Annotated in this window: 14 protein-coding genes and 1 pseudogene; 5 read left to right on the top strand and 10 right to left on the bottom strand. The window is 70.8% G+C overall.

Annotated elements, in window-relative coordinates:
* Positions 1 to 12: 12 nt before the first annotated feature.
* Together ACPWT1_RS09655 and ACPWT1_RS09650 are read right to left on the bottom strand one after the other, a co-directional pair.
* Complete coding sequence (locus ACPWT1_RS09655) at positions 13 to 2337, bottom strand: DNA translocase FtsK (protein WP_427915153.1); 2325 nt, start codon at positions 2335 to 2337, stop codon at positions 13 to 15.
* A gap of 100 nt (positions 2338 to 2437) precedes the next feature.
* Positions 2438 to 3112 carry a Crp/Fnr family transcriptional regulator gene (locus ACPWT1_RS09650; protein WP_427915152.1) on the bottom strand — a complete coding sequence of 225 codons (675 nt, stop codon included), beginning with the start codon at positions 3110 to 3112 and terminating at the stop codon, positions 2438 to 2440.
* Positions 3113 to 3266: 154 nt separating this feature from the next.
* On the opposite strand from ACPWT1_RS09650, the pseudogene trxB reads away from it, so the two are divergent.
* Positions 3267 to 4216 (top strand): annotated as a pseudogene (gene trxB, locus ACPWT1_RS09645) (thioredoxin-disulfide reductase).
* A 114-nt stretch (positions 4217 to 4330) separates the two neighbouring features.
* Here trxB and ACPWT1_RS09640 read toward each other — a convergent pair.
* Genes ACPWT1_RS09640 through ACPWT1_RS09630 form a run of 3 tightly spaced genes read right to left on the bottom strand, consistent with a single transcriptional unit; the run spans position 4331 to position 6674 of the window.
* Positions 4331 to 5269 carry a threonine/serine dehydratase gene (locus ACPWT1_RS09640; RefSeq protein ID WP_427915151.1) on the bottom strand — a complete coding sequence of 313 codons (939 nt, stop codon included), beginning with the start codon at positions 5267 to 5269 and terminating at the stop codon, positions 4331 to 4333.
* Positions 5266 to 6201 (bottom strand): 4-hydroxy-3-methylbut-2-enyl diphosphate reductase, encoded by a 936-nt coding sequence (ispH, locus tag ACPWT1_RS09635; protein WP_427915150.1) that lies wholly within the window; start codon positions 6199 to 6201, stop codon positions 5266 to 5268. The genes ACPWT1_RS09640 and ispH overlap by 4 nt, the downstream gene beginning before the upstream one ends.
* Before the next feature lie 5 nt (positions 6202 to 6206).
* A complete protein-coding gene (locus tag ACPWT1_RS09630) occupies positions 6207 to 6674 on the bottom strand; it encodes an FKBP-type peptidyl-prolyl cis-trans isomerase (RefSeq protein WP_427915149.1) in 468 nt (155 codons plus the stop codon).
* Positions 6675 to 6749: 75 nt separating this feature from the next.
* On the opposite strand from ACPWT1_RS09630, the gene radC reads away from it, so the two are divergent.
* Positions 6750 to 7427 carry a RadC family protein gene (radC, locus tag ACPWT1_RS09625; RefSeq protein ID WP_427915148.1) on the top strand — a complete coding sequence of 226 codons (678 nt, stop codon included), beginning with the start codon at positions 6750 to 6752 and terminating at the stop codon, positions 7425 to 7427.
* Positions 7428 to 7519: 92 nt separating this feature from the next.
* Positions 7520 to 8167 carry a Smr/MutS family protein gene (locus tag ACPWT1_RS09620; protein WP_427915147.1) on the top strand — a complete coding sequence of 216 codons (648 nt, stop codon included), beginning with the start codon at positions 7520 to 7522 and terminating at the stop codon, positions 8165 to 8167.
* A 16-nt stretch (positions 8168 to 8183) separates the two neighbouring features.
* Here the strand turns inward: ACPWT1_RS09620 and ACPWT1_RS09615 are convergent, their stop codons facing one another.
* Entirely contained in the window at positions 8184 to 8588 is a 405-nt protein-coding gene (locus ACPWT1_RS09615; RefSeq protein ID WP_427915146.1) for a group II truncated hemoglobin, read from the bottom strand.
* A 56-nt stretch (positions 8589 to 8644) separates the two neighbouring features.
* On the opposite strand from ACPWT1_RS09615, the gene ACPWT1_RS09610 reads away from it, so the two are divergent.
* Positions 8645 to 8977, top strand: coding sequence for a hypothetical protein (locus ACPWT1_RS09610; RefSeq protein WP_427915145.1), 333 nt, complete (start codon positions 8645 to 8647; stop codon positions 8975 to 8977).
* An 18-nt stretch (positions 8978 to 8995) separates the two neighbouring features.
* Positions 8996 to 9331: a hypothetical protein gene (locus ACPWT1_RS09605; RefSeq protein ID WP_427915144.1), complete on the top strand. Its 336-nt coding sequence runs from the start codon at positions 8996 to 8998 to the stop codon at positions 9329 to 9331.
* Between the two features lie 28 nt (positions 9332 to 9359).
* On the opposite strand, the gene ACPWT1_RS09600 is transcribed toward ACPWT1_RS09605, so the two are convergent.
* The 4 genes from ACPWT1_RS09600 to ACPWT1_RS09585 form a co-directional block, all read right to left on the bottom strand.
* Complete coding sequence (locus ACPWT1_RS09600; RefSeq protein ID WP_427915143.1) at positions 9360 to 9668, bottom strand: hypothetical protein; 309 nt, start codon at positions 9666 to 9668, stop codon at positions 9360 to 9362.
* A 96-nt stretch (positions 9669 to 9764) separates the two neighbouring features.
* Positions 9765 to 12284, bottom strand: a complete 2520-nt coding sequence (locus ACPWT1_RS09595) for an ABC transporter permease (protein ID WP_427915142.1) — start codon at positions 12282 to 12284, stop codon at positions 9765 to 9767.
* Between the two features lie 34 nt (positions 12285 to 12318).
* Positions 12319 to 18660 carry a type I polyketide synthase gene (locus ACPWT1_RS09590; RefSeq protein ID WP_427915141.1) on the bottom strand — a complete coding sequence of 2114 codons (6342 nt, stop codon included), beginning with the start codon at positions 18658 to 18660 and terminating at the stop codon, positions 12319 to 12321.
* A complete protein-coding gene (locus ACPWT1_RS09585; RefSeq protein ID WP_427915533.1) occupies positions 18657 to 21563 on the bottom strand; it encodes a MupA/Atu3671 family FMN-dependent luciferase-like monooxygenase in 2907 nt (968 codons plus the stop codon). The genes ACPWT1_RS09590 and ACPWT1_RS09585 overlap by 4 nt, the downstream gene beginning before the upstream one ends.
* Between the last annotated feature and the right edge of the window lie 85 nt (positions 21564 to 21648).

Raw genomic sequence — 21648 nt, 5'->3', positions numbered from 1 at the left:
GGCAACGAGGGGTTACTCGGCGCGGCTGGGCACGAGGATCTCGCGCTGGCCCTGGCCGTTCATGGCGCTGACGAGGCCTGCCTTTTCCATGTCCTCGACCAGGCGCGCCGCGCGGTTGTAGCCGATCTTCAGGTGCCGCTGCACCAGCGAGATGCTGGCCTTGCGGTTCTTGAGCACGACCTCCACCGCCTGGTCGTACATCGGGTCCTTCTCGCCGCCACCGCCGCCGTCCCCGAGCAGGTCGCCGCCCGCGCCGTCGTCATCGACCGTGCCGCCTTCCAGCACGCCCTCGACGTAGTTGGGCTCGCCGCCCTGTTCCTTCAGGTACGCCACAACGCGGTGCACTTCTTCGTCGCTGACGAAGGCGCCGTGCACGCGGATCGGCAGGCCGGTGCCGCTGGCCATGTAGAGCATGTCGCCCATGCCGAGCAGGGCCTCCGCGCCCATCTGGTCGAGGATGGTGCGGCTGTCGATCTTGGAGCCGACCGAGAACGCGATGCGCGTCGGGATGTTGGCCTTGATCAGGCCGGTGATGACGTCGACGCTGGGCCGCTGCGTGGCCAGGATCAGGTGGATGCCGGCGGCGCGCGCCTTCTGCGCGAGGCGGGCGATCAGCTCCTCGATCTTCTTGCCCACCACCATCATCAGGTCGGCCAGTTCGTCGATCACGACCACGATGTGCGGCAGGCGCTCCAGCGGCTCGGGGCTGTCGGGGGTGAGGCTGAACGGATTGGGGATCAGCTCCTCGCGGCTCTTGGCGTCGTCGATCTTGACGTTGTAGCCCGCCAGGTTGCGCACGCCCAGCTTGCTCATCAGCTTGTAGCGGCGCTCCATCTCGGCCACGCACCAGTTCAGGCCGTGGGCGGCCTGGCGCATGTCGGTGACCACCGGCGCGAGCAGGTGCGGGATGCCTTCGTAGACCGACATCTCCAGCATCTTCGGGTCGATCATCAGCAGGCGCACATCGCGCGCCTCGGCCTTGTAGAGCAGCGACAGGATCATCGCGTTGATGCCCACCGACTTGCCCGAACCTGTCGTGCCGGCCACCAGGACGTGCGGCATCTTGCCCAGGTCGGCCACCACGGGGTTGCCGACGATGTCCTTGCCCAGGCCGATGGTGAGCATCGACCTGGCTTCGTTGTAGACCTGCGAGCCCAGGATCTCCGACAGCTTGATCGACTGCCGCTTGGCGTTGGGCAGTTCCAGGGCCATGTAGTTCTTGCCGGGAATGGTCTCGATCACGCGGATGGACACCAGCGAGAGCGAGCGCGCCAGGTCCTTGGCCAGGTTAACGATCTGCGAGCCCTTCACGCCGGTCGCCGGCTCGATCTCGTAGCGCGTGATCACCGGGCCGGGCTGCGCCAGCACCACGCGCACCTCGACGCCGAAGTCCTTGAGCTTCTTCTCGATCAGGCGCGAGGTCATCTCCAGCGTCTCGGCCGAGACGGTCTCCTGGCGGGCCTGGGCGCCGTCGAGCAGGTCGACCTGCGGCAGCTTGCTGTCGGGCAGCTCGGTGAACAGCGGCTTCTGCCGCTCCTTGACCACGCGCTCGCTCTTGGGCACCGCCGCCACGACCGGCTCGATCAGCACCGGCGTCGGGTGGTGCTCCTCGATCTCCACGCGCTCGACCTGGACCGTCTCCTCGCGTTCACGCGCCGCCTGCTGGCCCAGCGCGACGTCTTCGGCGATCTCGCGCTTCTCGCGCCGCTTCTGCACCAGCGCCTCGATGCGCGCGCCGATGCGTTCGGCCACGTGGGCCCAGGAGAACCGGAACACCACCGCCGCGCTCAGCACGAGCAGCGCCACCGCGACGAGGCCCGAGCCCTCGAAGCCGAGCCAGTTGACCGCGGCCGGTCCAACGAGGAAGCCGAGCGCGCCGCCCGCATGGTCGGGCAGGTGGCCTTCGAACCGGTACAGGCGCGACCACTCCAGCGCCGTGCTTGCGCACAGCAGCAGCGCAAGCGCGATCCAGAACGCCGCGCGGCCATGGATCCAGCCGGGTTGGCGCGTGTCGCCGCCCCGCATCCAGCGCGCCAGCGTGGCGAGCCAGCCGCGAACCGCGACGGCGAAGCACCACCAGGACGAATACCCGAGCAGGAAGTAGCTGCCGTCGGCCAGCCACGCACCCAGTTTGCCGCCCCAGTTGGCGAGGGCCTGGCCGCTGCCCGAGGTGGAGAACGCGGGGTCCTGCGCCGACCAGGTGGCCATGGCGAGCAGCCAGAACAGGAGGGCGGCGGCGCCCGCGATCAGCGCCAGTTCGTGCGCGAAGCGCAGCGCGGCCGGCCGCGGCGCGGACGCACCGGAGGACCGCGTGAGGGTGTTGAGCGAATACGTCATCCGCCGGGAAGGATACCTGCCGGCCCAGCAGCGCGGCAGCGACGCGACGCGCAGGTGTGGTTTTCCTCACGCACCCGCGCTGCCGATGGCGCGGCGGGTCTCAGCCCAGCGTGGAGAGCCGGTCCTTCACCAGCATCGAGCCGTCTTCGCGCGTCTCGATGAAGCCCCGGTCCTCCAGGTCCTTCATGACCCGGCTGACCATCTCGCGCGAGGCGCCGACCATCTTGGCGATGTCCTGGCGCGAGATGCGCTCGCGGATCGTCGAATTGCCGTCGCGATCGGGGATGGCGAACTCGAGCAGCGCGCGCGCCACGCGGCCGTAGACGTCCATCAGCGCGAGGGATTCGATCTTGCGGTCGGCGCTGCGCAGGCGCTGCACCAGGCCCTTCATGATGGCGTAGGCCATCGAGCTGTTCTCCGGCAGGCAGCGCGCGAACTCGGCGCGGCCCAGGGCCAGCATGTCGGTCTGCACCTCGGCACGCACCGTGGCCGAGTGCGGCTCGTTGTCGATGAGGCTCATCTCGCCGATGTAGTCGCCGGGATTGAGCGTGGCCAGGATCACTTCACGGCCGCGCTTGTCGGAGGTGACGACGCGCACGCGGCCGGTGAGGATGATGAACAGCGTGTTCGATTTCTCCCCCTGCTCGACCACCACCTCGCCGCGCTTGAAGCGGCGCTTGAGCACCGCGTCCGCCACGGACTCCGCCTGGTTGGCTGTCAGCAAGGCGAACAACGGCACCCGGCGAATCAGCTCCAGGTTGGACAGCATCGACATCCACATCCCTCCCGCAAGGTGCCGCGCGATCGGGTCCATACAATCGTCGGCATTGAATACGCCAAGGATCATTGCGCTGCAACGCGCTTGATACTTGTCCCGTCGCCCTGAACTGTACACGGCCTGTGGCATTTCAGACACAGGATTCCCCAGTATGACCAACAGACACGCCACAGTCCTGATCCTCGGCTCCGATCCGCCGGCTACACCGCCGCCGTCTACGCCGCGCGCGCCAACCTGAAGCCGCTGCTCATCACCGGCATCGCGCAAGGCGGGCAGCTCATGACCACGACCGAGGTCGACAACTGGCCCGCCGACGTGCACGGCGTGCAGGGCCCCGAGCTGATGCAGCGCTTCCTGGAGCATGCGGAACGCTTCAAGACCGAGATCGTGTTCGACCACATCAACGCGGTCGACTTCAGCAAGCGGCCGTTCACGCTCAGGGGCGACAGCGGCACCTACACCTGCGACGCGCTGATCGTCGCCACCGGCGCCTCGGCCAAGTACCTCGGCATCCCGTCCGAGCAGCACTTCATGGGCAAGGGCGTGAGCGCGTGCGCGACGTGCGACGGCTTCTTCTACCGCGAGCAGGTGACCTGCGTCGTCGGCGGCGGCAACACCGCCGTCGAGGAAGCGCTGTACCTGTCCAACATCGCGGCCAAGGTCATCCTGATCCACCGCCGCGACAAGTTCCGCGCCGAGCCGATCCTGGTGGACAAGCTGATGGAGAAGGTCGCCGCCGGCAAGATCGAGCTGAAGCTGTACAAGGAAGTGGCCGAGGTGCTGGGCGACGACAGCGGCGTCACCGGCGTGCGGCTGAAGGACACGCAGACCGGCGCCACCGAGGACGTGAAGACCCAGGGCTTCTTCGTCGCCATCGGCCACCACCCGAACACGGACATCTTCAAGGGCCAGCTGGAGATGAAGGACGGCTACATCCTCACGAAGTCCGGCCTGAACGGCTTCGCGACGATGACCAGCGTCCCGGGCGTGTTCGCCGCCGGTGACGTGCAGGACCACGTGTACCGCCAGGCCATCACCAGCGCGGGCACGGGATGCATGGCGGCGCTGGATGCGCAGCGGTTCCTGGAGCAGGAAGAGTAAAGCGTCCCTTGGAATGTCATTGCGGGCTTGACCCGCAATCCAGTCCCGCAGCCGATCACGCCGGGTCGCTGGATCCCGGGTCAAGCCCGGGATGACAGGCGCACGCGACCAGTCTCAGCCCAGCGTCGCCGGATCCACGTTCGCCCCGCACACCACGAGGCACACGCGTTCGTCGCTGCGCGGCACGTACGCGCCGGACTGCAAAGCCGCCAGCCCCAGCGCGGCCGCGGGCTCGACCGCCAGCTTCATCTCCTTCCACAGCCACAGCTGCGCATCCCGGATCGCCGCATCAGGCAGCAGGATCGACTGCTCCACCCAGCGTTGCGTGACGTCCCATGCGATCGCACCGATGCGCCTCGCCCCGAGTGAATCCGCGGCGACGCCGCTCACGTCCACATCGACCGGCACGCCGGCTTCGCGGGCCCGATGCAGGGTCGGCGCGAGCTCCGGCTCGAGCGCGACCACGCGGCTGCGGTCCTCGAGCCACGCGGTGATGCCGGCAATCAGGCCGCCGCCTCCGACGCTCACCAGCACTGAGTCGGGCACCCCGCCACCCTGCGCCTCGATCTCGCGCGCCAGCGTGCCGGCACCGGCGACCACCTCGGGCTGGTCATACGCGTGCGTGAGCAGCGCGCCCGTCTGCGCCTGCCGCGCCAGGCAGGCCTGCAGGGCTTCGGCGTAGACCGCACCGGTGACGACGACGTCGGCGCCCAGTTCGCGCAGCTTCGCCTGCTTGGCCGCGCTGCACACGGTCGGCACGAACACCTCGCAGCGCACGCCGAGTTCGCGTGCCGCGGCTGCGGTGGCGATGCCCGCATTGCCGCCCGAGGCGACGATGACGCCAGCGGGCGGAATCGGATGCGACAGCAGCCGATGCAGCATCCCGCGCGCCTTGAAGCTGCCGCTGACCTGCAGGTGTTCGAGCTTGAGCCACACCTCGGCGCAGGGCAGGCCAAGCGCGCTGCCCGCCAGCTGCCACAAGGGCGTGCGCCGCAGGAAGTGCGGCCGTGTGGCCGCCAGGTGCGCCGCCCGTTCGATGGCGGCGCGGTTCACGCCTTGAGGCCCTTGGGCAGCGGGAACTTCATGTGCTCCTCGACGCCTTCCATGCGGCGCACGGCCGTGGCGCCGAGCGCCTTCACGCGATCGATCACCTCGGTGACCAGGATCTCGGGCGCCGACGCGCCGGCGGTGAGGCCCACGCGCGACTTGCCTTCCAGCCACTCGGGCCTGAGTTCGTCCGCGCGATCGATCATGTAGCTGGGCACGCCCAGCTTGCGCGCCAGCTCGGCCAGCCGGTTGCTGTTGCTGCTGGTGGGACTGCCGACCACGATGACGACGTCGACGTTGCGCGACATCACCTTCACCGCGTCCTGCCGGTTCTGGGTGGCGTAGCAGATGTCCTGCTGCTTGGGCTCGCGGCTCTTGGGAAACCGTGCGCGCACCGCCGCCTTGATCTCTGCGGCGTCGTCGACCGACAGCGTGGTCTGCGTGACGATGGCCAGCTTGTCGCTCTGCGCGGGCTGCACGCGTGCGACGTCCTCGACGTCCTCGACCAGGTGGATGCCCGCATCGAGCTGGCCCATCGTGCCTTCCACCTCGGGATGGCCCTTGTGGCCGATCATGATGAACTCGTAGCCCTCGCGCGAGAGCTTGGCCACTTCCATGTGCACCTTGCTCACCAGGGGGCAGGTGGCGTCGAAGATCTGGAAGCCGCGCGCACGCGCCTCGTCCTGCACCGCGCGGCTCACGCCGTGGGCCGAGAACACCAGCGTCGCGCCGGGCGGCACGTCGGCCAGCTCCTCGATGAAGATCGCGCCCTTGGCCTTCAGGTCGTTGACGACATAGGTGTTGTGCACGATCTCGTGGCGCACGTAGATCGGCGCGCCGAAGCGGGCCAGCGCGCGTTCGACGATCTCGATGGCGCGGTCGACGCCGGCGCAGAAGCCGCGCGGCTCGGCCAGGATGATCTCCTGCGGTCCGGTCATTGCGCTCATAGAACCCCGATCACCTGCACCTCGAAGGTGACAGGCTGCCCCGCGAGCGGGTGGTTGAAGTCGAACAGCACGGCCTCGTCGCCGTCGTGGCGGCCGACCTGCTGCACGGCGCCGGCATAGCTGCCCATGCCGTCGGGCGTGGGGAACTGCACCACGTCGCCGACGTGGTACTGCTCGTCCGGGTCGCCCAGCTGGCGCAGCAGCTTGCGCGCCACCCACTGCAGCATCTCCGGGTTGCGCTCGCCGAACGCTTCGCCAGAGGGGATGGAAAAGGTGGCGCGCGCGCCCTCCTCCAGGCCCAGCAGGCGCTGCTCGACGGCGGGCGACAGCTCGCCGCTGCCCAGCGTCAGCGTGGCGGGCTTGTCCGCGAACGTGTTGATGATGTCGCCGCCGGGACCGGCCAGGCGGTAATGCAAGGTGAGGAAGGAGCCCGGCTGGACCCGTGGCGGTTGGGGGGTGGCCATGGCACTCTCGGTGAATCCCCGATTTTAGGTGGAGCGTGCCAGTCCGCCCTGGCGGGCGCCGCAAGCCCCTCGTCCTTGGCCCTCCTCGACCTGCCCACCGATGCCCGCCCACGCGAGAAGCTGCTCGCGCGCGGCCCCGCGTCCCTGTCCGATCCGGAATTGCTGGCCCTGCTGCTGCGCACCGGCATGGCGGGCAAGGACGTGTTCGCGTTGTCGCAGGAACTGCTCGAGGCGTTCGGGGGGCTCGCCGGACTGCTGCATGCGCAGGCCGACGACCTGCGCCGCACCAAAGGGCTGGGCGGCCCGGCCAAGCGGGCCGAGCTGCTCGCGGTGCTGGAGCTTGCGCGCCGCGCGATGGCCGAGCAGTTGCGCGAGCGCGCGGTGTTCACCTCGCCCGACGCCGTCAAGCAATACCTGCAGCTGCACCTGGCGCGCCAACCGCACGAGGTGTTCGCGGTCATGTTCCTGGACGCGCAGAACCGGCTCATCGCGCTGGAGACGCTGTTCCGGGGCACGCTCACGCAGACCTCGGTGTACCCGCGCGAGATCGTGGTGCGCGCGCTGCAGCTCCAGTCGGCATCCGTCGTGCTTGCCCACAACCATCCCAGCGGCACGGTGCAGCCCTCGCGCGCCGACGAGGCACTCACGCAGACGCTCAAGGCCGCGCTGGCGCTGGTGGACGTGCGCGTGCTCGACCACGTGGTCGTCGCGCCCGGCGCGTCGCTGTCGATGGCCGAGCGCGGATTGCTGTAGCGACCACGGCCCAGCCTGGGCCCGTGCCATCGCCCGATGTTGTCTAATGGGCCGTCCGCCTCCCGATCCGCCGCGCCCCGCGCGGTCGTGCCGTGAAAGCCAAATCCCTGAAGGACCTGCAGCAGATCCAGCGCCGGCTGGCCGAGCAGCGCGAAAGCGCGGCCGTGCAGGAGGCTGCGCGCGCCGCGGCCCACCGCAAGGCCGAGGCGGAAAAGAACCTCTTCGTGCGCGCGGCCGGCAACGTCAGCCCGCTGCGCCACGCGCCGCGCGTGCATCACGTGCCCGAGCCGCCGCTGCCGATTCCGGTCCAGGCGCAGCTCGACGAACAGCGGGTGCTGCTCGAATCACTGAGCGACGAGTTCGATGCCAGCACGCTGCTGGACGTCGACGACGCGCTGAGCTTCCGGCGCCCCGGCGTCGGCCTGGACGTCACGCGCAAGCTGCGCAAGGGCCACTGGAGCATCCAGCGCGAGATCGACCTGCACGGCCTGCGCCGCGACGACGCGCGCGAGGCGCTGGCCGACTTCATCCGCGAGTCGCACCGCAAGGGCGTGCGCTGCGTGCGCGTGGTGCATGGCAAGGGCCTGGGCTCGCCGGGCAAGACGCCAGTGCTGAAGGGCCGCGTGCAGAGCTGGCTGGTGCAGAAGCAGGAGGTGCTGGCCTTCGTGCAGGCCCGCGGCGACGAAGGCGGCGCCGGCGCCCTCGTGGTGCTGCTCAAGCCGCTCGGGCCCGCGACCTAGCCAAGCCTCGGCGCCGTCACGCGCCGACGTTGCGCATCCAGTCCGCGGTCTGGAAGAACGAATCGCGCAGGCGTGCGCGCAGCGTCTCGTCGATGCCCACCTCGCCCATCGCCTGGTCCATGCAGGCCAGCCACTGGTCACGCTCGCGGATGCCGATCTGGAACGGCATGTGCCGCATGCGCAGGCGCGGATGGCCGAAGCGGTCGGTGTAGTGCTGTGGTCCGCCCAGCCAGCCACTCAGGAACCAGAACAGCTTCTGCCGCGCCTGCTCCAGCGTCGTGCCGTGGGCCGCGCGCAGCTCCGCGTAGCGCGGCTCCAGGTCCATCAGGTCGTAGAAGCGCTCCACCAGCGCCTTCACTTTCTCTTCGCCGCCGATCCACGCGTAGGGCGTGTCGAAGGGCGGCTTCTCGTCGCTCTGCATCCCCCGATTGTCGCCGCCCCGCTTGCAATGCCCGGCGCGAGCCCCAGCTAGCGTGCATGACCACCCCGCTGACCACCCACCGCAACCTGGTCACGCTGGTGCAGGTGCTCCGCAAGCTGGAGCACAGCCGCGTGCCCGTGAATGCCGACCAGTACCGCGCCCTCGTCGCGCAGATCGCCACCGAGCTGGAGAACCATCCCAGGGACGCCAGCCTGGAGGCGCTGCTCGCCGCCGTGCCCGAACTCGCCGAGCTGTACGAGAACCTGAACTACGCCCACGCCGGCCTGTGCCGCTCGCCGCTGGACGCCAGCGTGCGCGCCGAGCAGATGGCCCTGGATGCGATCAACGCGGCGCGGACCAGGCCGACCGGGTCTGTGCCGCAGGCCTGAAGGCCGCCCGGCGTTGCCATGAAAGCCCGGCGCTACAGCGCTGCCGCTGGCGCCGCAGCGATCCTGCTGCTCGCCACGGACGCATGGTCCGCAGCGCCGGCGCCGCCGTTCGACGTCGCTTACCGGGCCTGGGACGCCGTCACTGATCTTGCGCGGACCAACAACGATCGCACCCTCAGCGGCGAATGCGGCAGGACCTTCCGCCCGTTCGTGATTCCCGGCCTGCGCCGGCAGACCATGCCGGAGCAGGACGCCGCCGCAGCAGCATGCGTGGAGGCCGCCCGGGCCGCCTGCGCCAACGGCAAGCTGCGCAGGTCGGCAGACACGCAGACGAAATGCGAGGAGTTCAGGTAGCGGCCGATGCGGCCCTGCCCTCTGCTCCTCAGTTGTCCGCTTCCAGGTAACTCAGGGGCACTTCGATCGCCTTCGGCTGGGCACCGGCCCAGGCCGCATCGAACTGGCAGAAGACGTCACTCACGATCGCCGCGACGGCCTCTTCCTGGCGGTACGCGGAGACCGACGAAAACCGGTCCCAGAAGCCAGGCGCAAAGCACAGGGCCGCACGCGCGACCGAGTCGGGGCCCACGATCCTGCCGGTGCCGTCCACCCACTGGAATCGCACCTGGTTCGCTTCGGCCCAGTCCTTCAGTTCCGCCGAGAGACGTTCCCCCGGATGCTGCTGCCCTGACATGGTGTCCCCTCACGCTTGTTGTCGAGTTCGCCCATCGTGCGCAGAACCCAAGCGCCCGTCACCTGTCGAAAGTACTGAGGACGAAGTGCCTACGACTCATTCCGCAGCCCGCCGCAACGTCTCCACCACGGGCCGGCGCAGCACCTCGCGCAAGCCCCACCACCCTGCGCCGAGTGCCAGCGCGGCGCCGGCAAGCGCGCCCACGACGGGCACCAGGGGCGACGCGGTCCACTGGAAGTCGAACACGTAGCGCGCCAGCCCCCAGCCCACCAGCGCAGCCACCGAGCTGGCCAGGAAGCCCGCGAGCAATCCCACGCCGACCAGTTCGGCCCGCTGCACCTGTCGCAGCAACGAGCCGCGCGCACCGACGGCGCGCATGATCGCGAACTCGCGCGCCCGCTCCTCGCGCGTGGCCGTGACGGCGGCGAACAGCACCACCAGCCCGGCGGCCAGCGTGAAGCCGAACAGGAATTCCACCGCGCGGATCACCTTGTCCAGCACCGCCTGCACCTGGTCCAGCGTGCTGGTCATGTCGACGCTGGTGATGTTGGGGAAGCGCCGCACCAGCGAATTGTCGAAGCCCGGCTTGCCCGGCGCGCGGAAGGCCGTCATGAAGGTCTCGGGCACGTCCGGCATGCGGCTCACGGGGTACATGACGAAGAAGTTGGCGCGCATGGAGCCCCAGTCCACCTTGCGCAGCGACGTGACGCGGACCTCGTTCTCCAGGCCGCCGACGTCGAACCGCAGCATGTCGCCCAGCTTCAGGCCCAGCGTCTTCGCGATGCCCTCCTCCACGCTCACCGCGCCGGTCTCCTCGGGCTTCCACGCGCCGGCCACGATCTCGTTGTGCGCCGGCCGCTCGGCGCTGTGCGACAGGTTGAACTCGCGATCGACCAGGCGCTTGGCGCGATCGTCGTCGTAGTCGTCCGGCCCCACGGGCCGCCCGTTCACCGCCACCAGCCGGCCGCGGATCATGGGGAACCAGTCGTAGCGCTTCACGCCTCCCTCGCGCAGCGCCTGCTGGAACGCGTCGGCCTGCTCGGGCATCACATTGATCACGAACCGATTGGGTGCATCGGGCGGCGTGGCGCGGCGCCAGCTCGCGACCAGGTCCGTGCGCAGCAGCACCAGCAACGCCAGCGCCAGCAATCCCACCGCGAGCGAACTCACCTGCACCACGGCATAGACAGGGCGCGCGGAAAGCTGGCGCGTCGCCAGCACCAGCCAGCGCGGCGCGGTCTGCTCGTTGACCGCCACGCGCAGCAGCTTCACGGCAATCCAGCTGAGCGCGGCGAACAGCAGCACCGCACCGGCGAATCCGCCCACCGCGATGCCACCGAGCTTCAGGTCGCTGCTGGCCGCCAGCAGCAGCACCGCGAAACCGATGACGCCGATGCCCAGCACGGCCAGCGACGTCGGCTTGAGGTTGCCGACGTCGCGCCGGATCACGCGCAGCGGCGGCACCTGCGCCAGCTGCAGCACGGGCGGCAGGCCGAATGCGAACAGCAGCGTGAGCCCCATGCCGATGCCCAGTGCCACCGGCCACCAGCCCGGCGCGGGCAGCGTGGCCTCCACGAGGCCCGCCAGCATCGCCACGAACACGAAGTGCACCGCATAGCCGAGCAGCACGCCCAGCAGGCTGGCCGCGGCGCCGACCGCGCCGAATTCCACCGTGTAGCCCCAGGCGATCGTCCGCTGCGGCTGGCCCAGCACGCGCAGCATGGCGCAGTCGTCCAGGTGCGCTGCCGCGAACCCGCGGGCCGCGAGCGCCACCGCGACCGCGCTGAGCAAGGCGGAGAGCAGCGCGACGAGATTGAGGAACTTCTCGGCCCGGTCCAGCGTCTGGCGCATCTCGGGGCGGCCGCTGTCGAGCGATTCGACGCGCACGCCGCGCATCTCCGGCTTGCCGGCCTGCGCCTCGGCCCAGGCACGGAACGCCTTGACCTGTGCATCGCTTCCCGCGACGGCGAAGCGATAGGTGAGCCGGCTGGCAGGCTGCACCAGCCGCGTCGCCGCGAGATCCGAGGCCGCGATCATCACGCGCGGCGCGAAGGCAGAAAACCCGGTGCCGCGATCCGGCTCCAGCAGGATCACGCGCGCGATGCGCAGCGCGGCGTCGCCCAGCAGCAGCTGGTCGCCGGGTGCGAGGCCCAGGGCTTCGAGCAACGCACGATCCACCCAGGCTTCACCCGTCTGCGGGATCTCGCGTGTGTGGATGCCGGGCTGGTCGGGACGCGCAGCCACCATCAGCCTGCCTCGCAGCGGATAGCCCGGCTCCACGGTCTTCAACGCGACCAGCCGCGTGCCGCCGCCGCGCGCGTCGGTGGCGCGGGCCATGGTGGGGAACTGGATGCTGGTGGCCGCCTGCAGCCCGTGCGCGCGGGCCTGCTGCAACACGGCCGGCGGCGTCGGGTTGTCGCTGACCACCACGACGTCACCGCCGAGCAGTTGCCGCGCGTCGCGCGCGAGACCGCCCTTGAGGCGATCGGCGAAGAAGCCGACCGCGGTGAGCGCGGCCACCGCCAGCGTCACCGCGACCAGCAACAGCCGCAGCTCGCCGGCACGCAGGTCACGCCACAGGGTGCGCCAGCCCAGGCGCCACGCGGAGGTTTGCATGCGCGGACCTTAGCATCCGCGCGCTGCCCGCCGCTCAGGACACCGGGCTCAGTCCGCGCGGCCCCACCGGCCGCACCGTGCCGCTGCGCGGCTCGGTCGTGCCCGGCACCGGCGCCAGGCCATCGTCGAGCCGCAGGAGTTCGAGGCGGACCGCCTCGATCAACTCGGACACGCCGGGCTCGGACATCATCGTGAAGTGCGAACCGCCGATCTCGGTGACGCGGATCTCGCCGCTCACGTGCTCGTCCCATCCCAGCTTCGGGCCGGCATACAGGTACAGCGTCTCGGCCAGCTGGGCCTTGAACAGCACCACCTTGCCGTCGTACGGCTGCGGCTTGTACTGGGCCTGCGCGTCGGTGAAGTTGCGGAACAGGTGGAAGTCCACCAGCTCCGGCGGCAGCGGCTCGCCGCGCGCCAGCTTCTCCAGGGCCACCTGGTAGTTCTGCTGCACCTCGCGTGCCCGGCGGCGGCGGGCCGGCAGGTCGAGCGCGAAGTCCAGGGTCCAGTGGCGCTTGAGCCAGAGCTTCTGCAGCAGCGGCACGCGACGCTTGGCGGCCTCGGGGGCCAGCGTGTCGATCATCAGGATCGCTTCGACCTCGGCACCGGCGCGCCGCAGCTGCTGCGCCATCTCGTACGCGATGACGCCGCCGCCCGAGTACCCGGCCAGCCGGTACGGGCCGGTCGGATCGACGGTGCGGATCGCCTCCACGTACTGCGAGGCCATCGCTTCCACGCTGGTCAGCGGCGGCAGGCGGCCGTCCACGCCCTGCGCCTGCAGGCCATAGAACGGCAGCTGCGGCCCGAGCCGGTCGGAGATCACCTTGAAGTTCAGCACGTTGCCGCCCGCGCCATGCACGCAGAACAGCGGGCGGCGGCCCGGTTCGCCACGGCAGATCGGCACCAGCGGCGACCAGGCGCGCGGCAGCGGGATCACGTTCGATGGCGGCGCGGCCGTGGGCGGCGCGTCGGGCATCGTCGTGTCCAGGTTGCCCGCATGCGCGACCAGCGCGGACAGCCCGGCGAGCGTGGAGCCCTGGAACAGCGTGGCCAGCGGCAGGTCGACGTTCCACTGCTTGCGGATGCGCGCGAACAGGCGCACCGCCGCCAGCGAGTGGCCGCCGAGCGCGAAGAAGTCGTCGTCGCGCCCGATCTCGTCGACACCCAGCAGCTCGCGCCAGGCTTCGGCGATCACCGTCTCGACCGGATTGAGCTGCACGGCCGATGCGGCCGGCGCGCGGCTGGACGCCACCGGCGGCAGCGGCTTGGGCGCGGCGTCGGCCATCGCGCGCCGGATCGCCGACAGCGCGATGGAGGAGACGACCACGTCGCGCGCGGCGCCGCCGAGCACCCGCTCGAACAGCGCCGGCGCGTCCTCGGTGCGGAGGCCGCAGGCCAGCATCGCCTCGGCCAGGCTGGGCTCGCGCCTGGCATGCGCGGCGGCATGGCGCGACATCAGCGTCGGGTCGATGCCGCACAGGCTGAAGCCTTCGAACGTGGCCACCGGGGCGCCCTCGGGCGTGTGCAGCGTGACGTCGAAGGCGGCGAAGCGGTCCTGCGCCGGTCCCTTGAGCTCCACGCGGCTGATGCTGCGCAGCGGCAGTGCGGCGACGATGCGGATGCGCTCGATCGACAGCGGCACGAACAGGCTGTCGGCGCGCTGCTTCGCGTCCAGCAGGTGCAGGCCAAAGGTGCAGGCGATGTCGGTCACCGCCGGATGCAGCGCATAGGGCTGCAGGTCGGCGGCGAAGCGCTCGGGCAGCGCCATCTCGGCGGTGCCACGGCGGCCTTCCAGCTGCATGCGGGCGATGTTGTGCCAGCGTGGCCCGAAGTCCACGCCCTGCTGCGGCAGCTGGCCCTCGCGCCAGGCGCCCGACGACCGCTGCGCATTGGGCGGCAGCGATCCCTTCAGGCGCGAGACGCTGGCGCGCGCGTGCTGCAGCCAGTGCTCGTTGGCATCGGCGCGGCTGCGCACCAGGAACTCGTAGCCGTCGCCGCTGCGGCGCAGGTCGACGCGCACCTGGCGCCGGCCGTTCGGCTCGAACACCATCGCTTCCTCGAACGACAGCGAGCGGATCTCGACGCCGCTGCCCGGATGAAGCTGGGCCATCGCGGCGCGCGCGATCTCGATGTACGCGGTGCCCGGCAGCACGGGACGGCCCGCGACCGAGTGCTCGCGCAGCACCCACAGGTGCTCCGCGTCGTAGGTCGCCTCGAACGCAGGACCGCTGTCGGCATCCACGCGCGTGCCCAGGAGCGGATGGCGCTCGCTGCCCACGGCGGGCAGCGGCGCCTTGCCGTAGGCGCGTGCGGCCATGCCGCGATCGCCCCAGATGCCCCAGTGGATCGTCAGCCCGTCCGGCCGTGCCGCCGCCAGCGCATCGAGGAAGGCGTTGGCCGCGACGTAATCGACCTGGCCTGGCGGGCCGAGGAAGACGCTGGTCGAGGAGAACAGCGCGAACACTTCCAGCTCGCCCGGCGGCAGCAGCTCGTGCAGCACCTGCGCGCCCAGCGCCTTGGGCGCCAGCACCTGCCGGATCGCCTCGGGCGTCTTGGCCGCGATGGGCGCGTCCTGCAGCGTGCCGGCCGCATGGAACACGCCGTGCAGCTTGCCCCAGCGCGCCCGCACGTCGGCGATCACGCGCGACATCGCGACCGCATCGCCCACGTCGGCCGCATAGGGCTCGACCTCGGCACCCGCGGCGTCGAAGGCCAGCAGCCGGCGCACCAGCCGCGCGACCTCGCCCTGGTCGGCACCGGCAGCAATCGCGGCCCACTCGGACTTCGGCGGCAGCGCGCGGCGGCTCACCAGCGCGAGGCGGGCGCGGTAGCGATGCGCCAGGAAATCGGACAGCTCGAGCGCGATGTCGCCGAGGCCGCCGGTCACCAGGTAGACGCCGTGCTCGCGCACCAGCGGCTGCGAGGCCGCGCCGCGCGCGGGCTTGACCAGCTGCGCGACGAAGCGCGAGCCATGGCGCCAGCCGACCAGGTCGGTGCCGGCGGCGGCATGCATCTCGGCCACGATGGCGCGGCACATGCCGGCGGAGGCGGTGTCCTGCGGATCGAGATCGATCAGCACCGTGGACAGCGTGGGCACTTCGCGCGGAATCACGCGGCACGGCCCGAGCGCCAAGCTGCGCGCCGGATGCGTCACGCGGCCGCCGTCGACGGCCTGGCTGCCGGCGGTGACCACCGCCAGCCGCATCGCCTGGCGCAGGTCCAGCGACTGCACGGCCTGCGCGATGTGCACCAGGCTGTCGAACGCCAGCGCCTGCCCGGCCAGTTCACCGGCCACGTGGTTCGCCGACGCCTCGGCGTCCAGGCTCCACAGGTGCACGATGTGGTCGGGCAGCCGCCCTGCCTTCTCGAGCGAGGCGAACAGCTGCTCGCACTGCGCGCCGTCGGAGGGCGAGACGGTGAAGCTGCCGTCGCTGGTCGACGACTGGAACTCCGGACCCTGGCGCACCAGCGTGGCCTTGCCGCCCTCCTCGGCGATGCGGCGCAGCACGCCCTCGGTGGTGGCATCGCTGCCGCCGAACACCAGCCACTGGCGGCCGGCTTCCACCGGCGCGGCATGCGGCAGCGGAGCGGGACTCCATTGCGGCACGCCGAACCAGTCGTCCATCTGCGGCAGGCGGCTCAGCGCGCGGGCCGGCACCACGTCCTGCTGTGGCGCCTGCTCGTGCGTCACCTTGCCGGGCTCGATCCAGTGGCGCTGGTGGTCGAACGCATACGTGGGCAGCGAGATGCGGCGCGGCGCACCGCCGCCACGCACCACGTCCCAGGCCGGCGTGGCGCCGCGGGCCCACAGCGCACCGAGCGACGTGAGCATCAGCGGCAGGTCGCCGGTGGGTTCGTTCGGCTTGCAGGTCGAGGCGAGCACGGTGCGAGCCTGGCCCTGCAGGTTCTGCCGCGCGAGCGCGCCGAGCCCTTGGCCCGGGCCGACTTCGAGCAGCACGGTGTCCGGCCCCAGCTCCAGCAGCTTGGCCAGGCCGTCACCGAAGCGCACCGGCTGGCGCAGGTGGCGCACCCAGTACTCGGGATCGGCGAGCAGCGTGGCATCGGCCCAGCCGCCGCTCAGGTTGGACACGAACGGCACCGAGGGCGCCGAAAGGCGGATGCGCGACACGCCCTCGCGGAAGCGGTCCAGCACGCCATCGAGCAGCCGCGAATGGGCGGCGACGTTGATGTGCAGCCGGCGTCCCTCGCGGCCCTGTGCCGCAAGGCGCTTGCCCAGTTCCTCGATCGAGGAGACGGCGCCCGAAGCGATGCACAGGTCGGGCGCGTTGACGACGGCGATGTCGAGCTCGAGCCCGCCCATCAGCGGCTGCAGCTCGGCCTCGGACAGGTCCACCGCCAGCATCGCGCCGGCCGGCACCTGCTCGAACAGCTGGCCGCGCAGCACCACGATGCGCAGCGCGTCGGCGAGCGACATCACGCCGGCGATGGTGGCGGCCGCGTACTCGCCGGCGCTGTGGCCGATCATGGCCGTCGGCTTGACACCCCAGCTCTCCCACAGGCGCGCGATGGCGTACTCGAGCACGAACAGCGCGGGGATGTTGTAGCGCGGCTGCTCCAGCGTCTTCGCGGCGGCCTTGTCAGCGGGCTCGTGGTCGAACATCACCGCGCGGAGATCGGCGGGTGCGTCCGCCGGCATGCTGGCGAAGCTCTCGTTCACCGCCGCGGCGAACGCCGGCTGCGAGAGCAGCTCGCGTCCGGCGCCGGGATAGCTGGCGCCACCGCCCGGGAACATCATCACCACCTGCGGCGGGGTCGATCCGGACTTGCCCAGCGCAGCACGCGGCGACTGGCGCGTCTCCAGCGCGGCCTGCAATCCCTGCACGTCCTTTGCCACGATCGCGCAGCGATGCGCGAATGCGCGGCGGCCCACCTGCGTGGTGAACGCGGCGTCGTGCAGCTGGAAGCCGGCCGGCGGCTGCGCGAGGAAGTCGCTCCATTTGGCCTTCAGCCGTTCCAGCGAGGACGGCGTGCGTGCCGACAGCGTGAGCACCTGCCATGGCTGCGAGGGCGCCTGGCTGGCCAGCAGCGGCGGTTCCTCGACGATCACGTGCGCGTTGGTACCGCCCACGCCCAGCGAGTTGACGGCGGCGCGGCGCGGCTGCCCGTTGCGCTTCCAGGGCCGCGGCTCGTTCACCACGCGGAACGGCGTCTTGTCCAGGTCGAAGCGGCTGTTGGGGCGGCGGAAGTTCAGCGTCGGCGGGATCAGCTCGTTGCGCAGTGCCAGCGACACCTTGATCAGCGATGCGACGCCAGCCGCGGTGTCGAGGTGGCCGATGTTGGTCTTGAGCGAGCCGATGCCGCAGAAGCCGCGCCCGCCCTCGCCGTAGGCCTGCGTGAGTGCCGCGACCTCGATCGGATCGCCCACCGCGGTGCCGGTGCCGTGTGCCTCGATGTAGCTCACGCTGGCCGGCTCGACACCGGCGATGCCGATCGCCTCGACGGCGGCACGCGCCTGGCCGTCGACGCTGGGGGCCAGGTAGCCGGCCTTCTGCGAGCCGTCGTTGTTGACGGCCGAACCGCGGATCACCGCGTAGATGTTGTCGCGATCGCGCACCGCGTCTTCCAGCCGGCGCAGCACCACGACAGCGGCGCCGCTGCCGAACAGCGTGCCACTGGCGCTCTCGTCGAACGCGCGGCAATGGCCGTCGGGCGACAGGATCTCGCCTTCGGCGAAGCGGTAGCCATGGCGATGCGGCAGCTCGATGCTGGACGCGCCGGCCAGCGCCATGTCGCATTCGCCCGAGAGCAGGCTCTGCGCGGCGACGTGCACGGCCACCAGCGAAGTGGAGCACGCGGTCTGGATGCCGACGCTCGGGCCCTTCAGGTCCAGCAGGTACGACACCCGCGTGGTGAGGAAGTCCTTGTCGTTGCCGGTGTGCCGCAGCAGGAACAGGCCGACCGACTTCTTCAGCTCGGGATTGGTGAGCAGGTTGTACGGCAGGTACGACTGCATGCCGCAGCCGCCGAAGACGCCGATGGCGCCCTCGAAGCTTTCGGGCATGTGGCCCGCATCCTCCAGCGCCTCCCAGGCCGACTCGAGGAAGTGGCGGTGCTGCGGATCCAGGATCGCGGCGTCGCGCTTGGAGAAGCCGAAGAACTCGGCGTCGAACATCTCCATGTCGGGCAGCACCAGGCTGGCCCGCACGTAGTTCGGATCGGCGAGGTCGGTCTCGGGCACGCCGGCGGCGCGCAGCTCCTCGTCGGTGAGCCACTGCGTGGCCTCGCGGCCGGCGGCCAGCAGCTTCCACAGCTCGGCCGGCGTGCGGGCCGCGGGGAAGCGGCCCGCAATGCCGACGACGGCCACGCATCCGGGCTCGATGCCCTGCAGGTTCGGATCGGTCATGTGCGTCGTGCTCATGCGGTGGGCGTGGTCTGCAGGCGTGAGCGCAGCATGCGGCGCGCCTGTGCCCGGCTCTGGCCCTGCGACACCGCGGTGGAGGCCGCGCCGCCCGAGAGGTGGGCAGCCAGGCCGCGGATCGTCGGCAGGCGGAACATGTCGGTGATGGCAACTTCCTGGCCCGTGGCCTCGCGCAGCCGGCGCTGCACCTGCACGACCAGCAGCGAGTGGCCGCCCAGGTCGAAGAAGTTCTCGGTGGTGCCCACCGTCTCGAGGCCCAGCACTTCCTGCCAGATGCCCGCGATGGTGGTCTCCAGGCCGGCTTCGGGCGCGGCCGCGGTGCGCGGCGCCGCGGCGATGCGCGGATCGGGCAGCGCCTTGCGGTCGATCTTGCCGTTGGGTGTCATCGGCATCGCGGGCAGCACCAGCACCGCCTGCGGCACCATGATCTCGGGCAGCGCCTGGGCGACCGCGCCTCGCAGCGCGGCGGGCTGCAGCGACGCACCCGGCTTGGCGGTGACGTAGCCGGCCAGGAACTTCTGGCCCGCGCCGTCTTCGCGCGCCACCACCACGGCCTGCTTCACGCCGTCCTGGCGCAGCAGCACGCTCTCGATCTCGCCCAGCTCGATGCGATGGCCGCGCAGCTTGACCTGGTGGTCGATGCGGCCCAGGAACTCCAGCGCACCGTCGGGCAACCGTCGCACCAGGTCGCCGGTGCGGTACCAGCGCTGCGCGCCCTCGCTCACGAAGCGCTCGGCATTCAGCTCGGGCCGGTGCAGGTAGCCGTTGGTGACCCCGTCGCCGCCGATCCACAGCTCGCCCGGAACGAGCGCCGGGCACTCGGCGCCCCAGGCGCTGCGGATGGACAGCTGCGTGTTGGCGATGGGCTGGCCCAAAGGCACGGAGCCCACCAGATGCGCCAGGTTGGCCGTGGTGGACCACACCGTGGTCTCGGTCGGGCCGTACATGTTGAGCAGCGCGCCGGGCACCAGCGCCCGCAGTTGCGTGGCCATCTCCAGCGGCAGCGCCTCGCCGCCGACCATCATCGCCTGCAGCTTCGACAGCGCAGCGCGGCCCGGTGCATCGGCCAGCAGCATCGCCGCCATCGACGGCGTGCATTGCAGGTGCGTCACCTCGTGCTGCAGCACGTTCTCGGCGACGGAGACGCGACGGGCGGTGGCGCGCGGCGCCTTGGCCGCCTCCATCAGGCCCTTCAGGTCATGCAGGTGTTCCAGCACCATCTTCGGGGCGATGCCGAAGTCGATCAGGCAGGCGATCTCGTCGACGCCCGCGGCCTGCACCTTGTCGACCAGCTCCAGGCAGCGATCGGGCGTGCCGATCAGCGCGCTGGTGCCGTAGTAGCGGTTGAAGGCGTGGTCCAGCAGCGCGTCCATCTCCTGCTCGGACAGCGGCGCCGATTCCATGATCTCCTGCGGGCTCTTGCCGCTCTCGGCGGCGCGCTGCACGAAGGTCGGGAAGCTCCACGAGGCCTTCTTGATCAGGTCGACCGAGCTGCGCAGGTACTTCTTCATCGGCTCGCGCGCGGTCTCGCGCGTGGCTTCCTCGTCGGCGCCGATGAAGGTGTGCAGCATCAGCGTGACGTGGCCCTTGCCGGGATGGCCGGCCCTGGACCACGCGGCGCGGTAGATCTGCAGCTTCTCGGCCACGTCCTCGACCTTCTGGCCCAAGAGGTGGGTCAGAAGGCGGCAGCCCAGCGTGCCGGCCTGCTCGAAGGTCTTCGGGTTGCCCGCTGCCGTGATCCACACCGGCAGCTCCTTCTGCACCGGCCGCGGCAGCGTGCGGGTCTCGACCATGTTGCCGTTCGGACCCGGGAAGGGCAGCGCCTCGCCGCGCCACAGGCGCCGCACGGTCTCCATGCGCGAGATCAGTTCGTCCTGGCGCTTCGCGAACGCGTCGGGCATCAGGATGAAGTCGTTGGGCTGCCAGCCGGAGGCGAACGACACGCCGATGCGGCCGTTGGAGATGTTGTCGACGAACGCCCAGTCCTCGGCCACGCGCACCGGGTGGTGCAGCGGCAGCACGCAGCTGCCCGCGCGGATCTGCACGCGCGAGGTGATGCCGGCGACGGCGGCGCTGGTGACCACCGGGTTGGGATAGAGGCCGCCGAACGCGTGGAAGTGGCGCTCGGGCGTCCACACCGCGGTGAAGCCCTCGCGATCGGCGAACTTCGCGCCTTCCATCAGCAGCTCGTAGTGCTGGCGCGGATCCTTGGAGTCGTCGCTGGCGAAATAGAACAGGCTGAACTCGGGCGCCTTGGCGGCCTGCACGGCCGCATCCGAATGCAGCACCACGGTGACGCCGCGTGCCAGCGTCCAGTACAGCTCCAGCACCGAGATGTCGAACGACAGGCTGGTGACGGCCAGCCAGCGCGAGCCGGCTTCACGCGGCACGCGCTGGTCCATGCCCGCGAAGAAGTTCATCACGTTGCGCTGCGTGACCACCACGCCCTTGGGCTTGCCGGTGGAGCCGGACGTGTAGATCACGTACGCGGGACGGCTCGCATCGGGCGCGGGCAGCGATTGCGGCGCGACGGGCTCGGCCGCCGCATCGATGCGCAGCACCTGCGAGGGCTGCAGCGACAGCGCGCCGTCGGTCGCCGCGCTCACCAGCACCAGAGGCGCCTGCGAATCCTCGACCATGAACTGCAGCCGCTCGGACGGGTACTCCGGGTCGAGCGGCAGGTAGGCGGCGCCCGCCTTCATCACGGCGAGCACGGCCACCAGCAGGTCCGGCGTGCGCGGCAGGCACAGGCCCACCACGTCCCCGGCACGCACGCCGCGTGCGGCGAGCCGCTGCGCGAGGGCGGTGGACTGCTCGTCGAGTTCGCGGTAGGTGAGCGACGCGGCGCCGGTGGTCACCGCCTGTTGGTCGGGCGTGCGCGCCGCCTGTGCGCCGATGGCCACGTGCACGCAGCTGTCGGCGTCGAACGGCGTGTCGGTGGCATTGATCCGCGCCAGCGACTCGCGCTCGGCCGCGGGCAGCAGGCCG

It is taken from the genome of Ramlibacter sp. MMS24-I3-19 (assembly GCF_050320135.1).
GTDB lineage: Bacteria > Pseudomonadota > Gammaproteobacteria > Burkholderiales > Burkholderiaceae_C > Ramlibacter.
The sequence above is the reverse complement of the archived record's forward strand: the minus strand, read 5'-3'. Positions and strand labels throughout refer to the sequence as shown.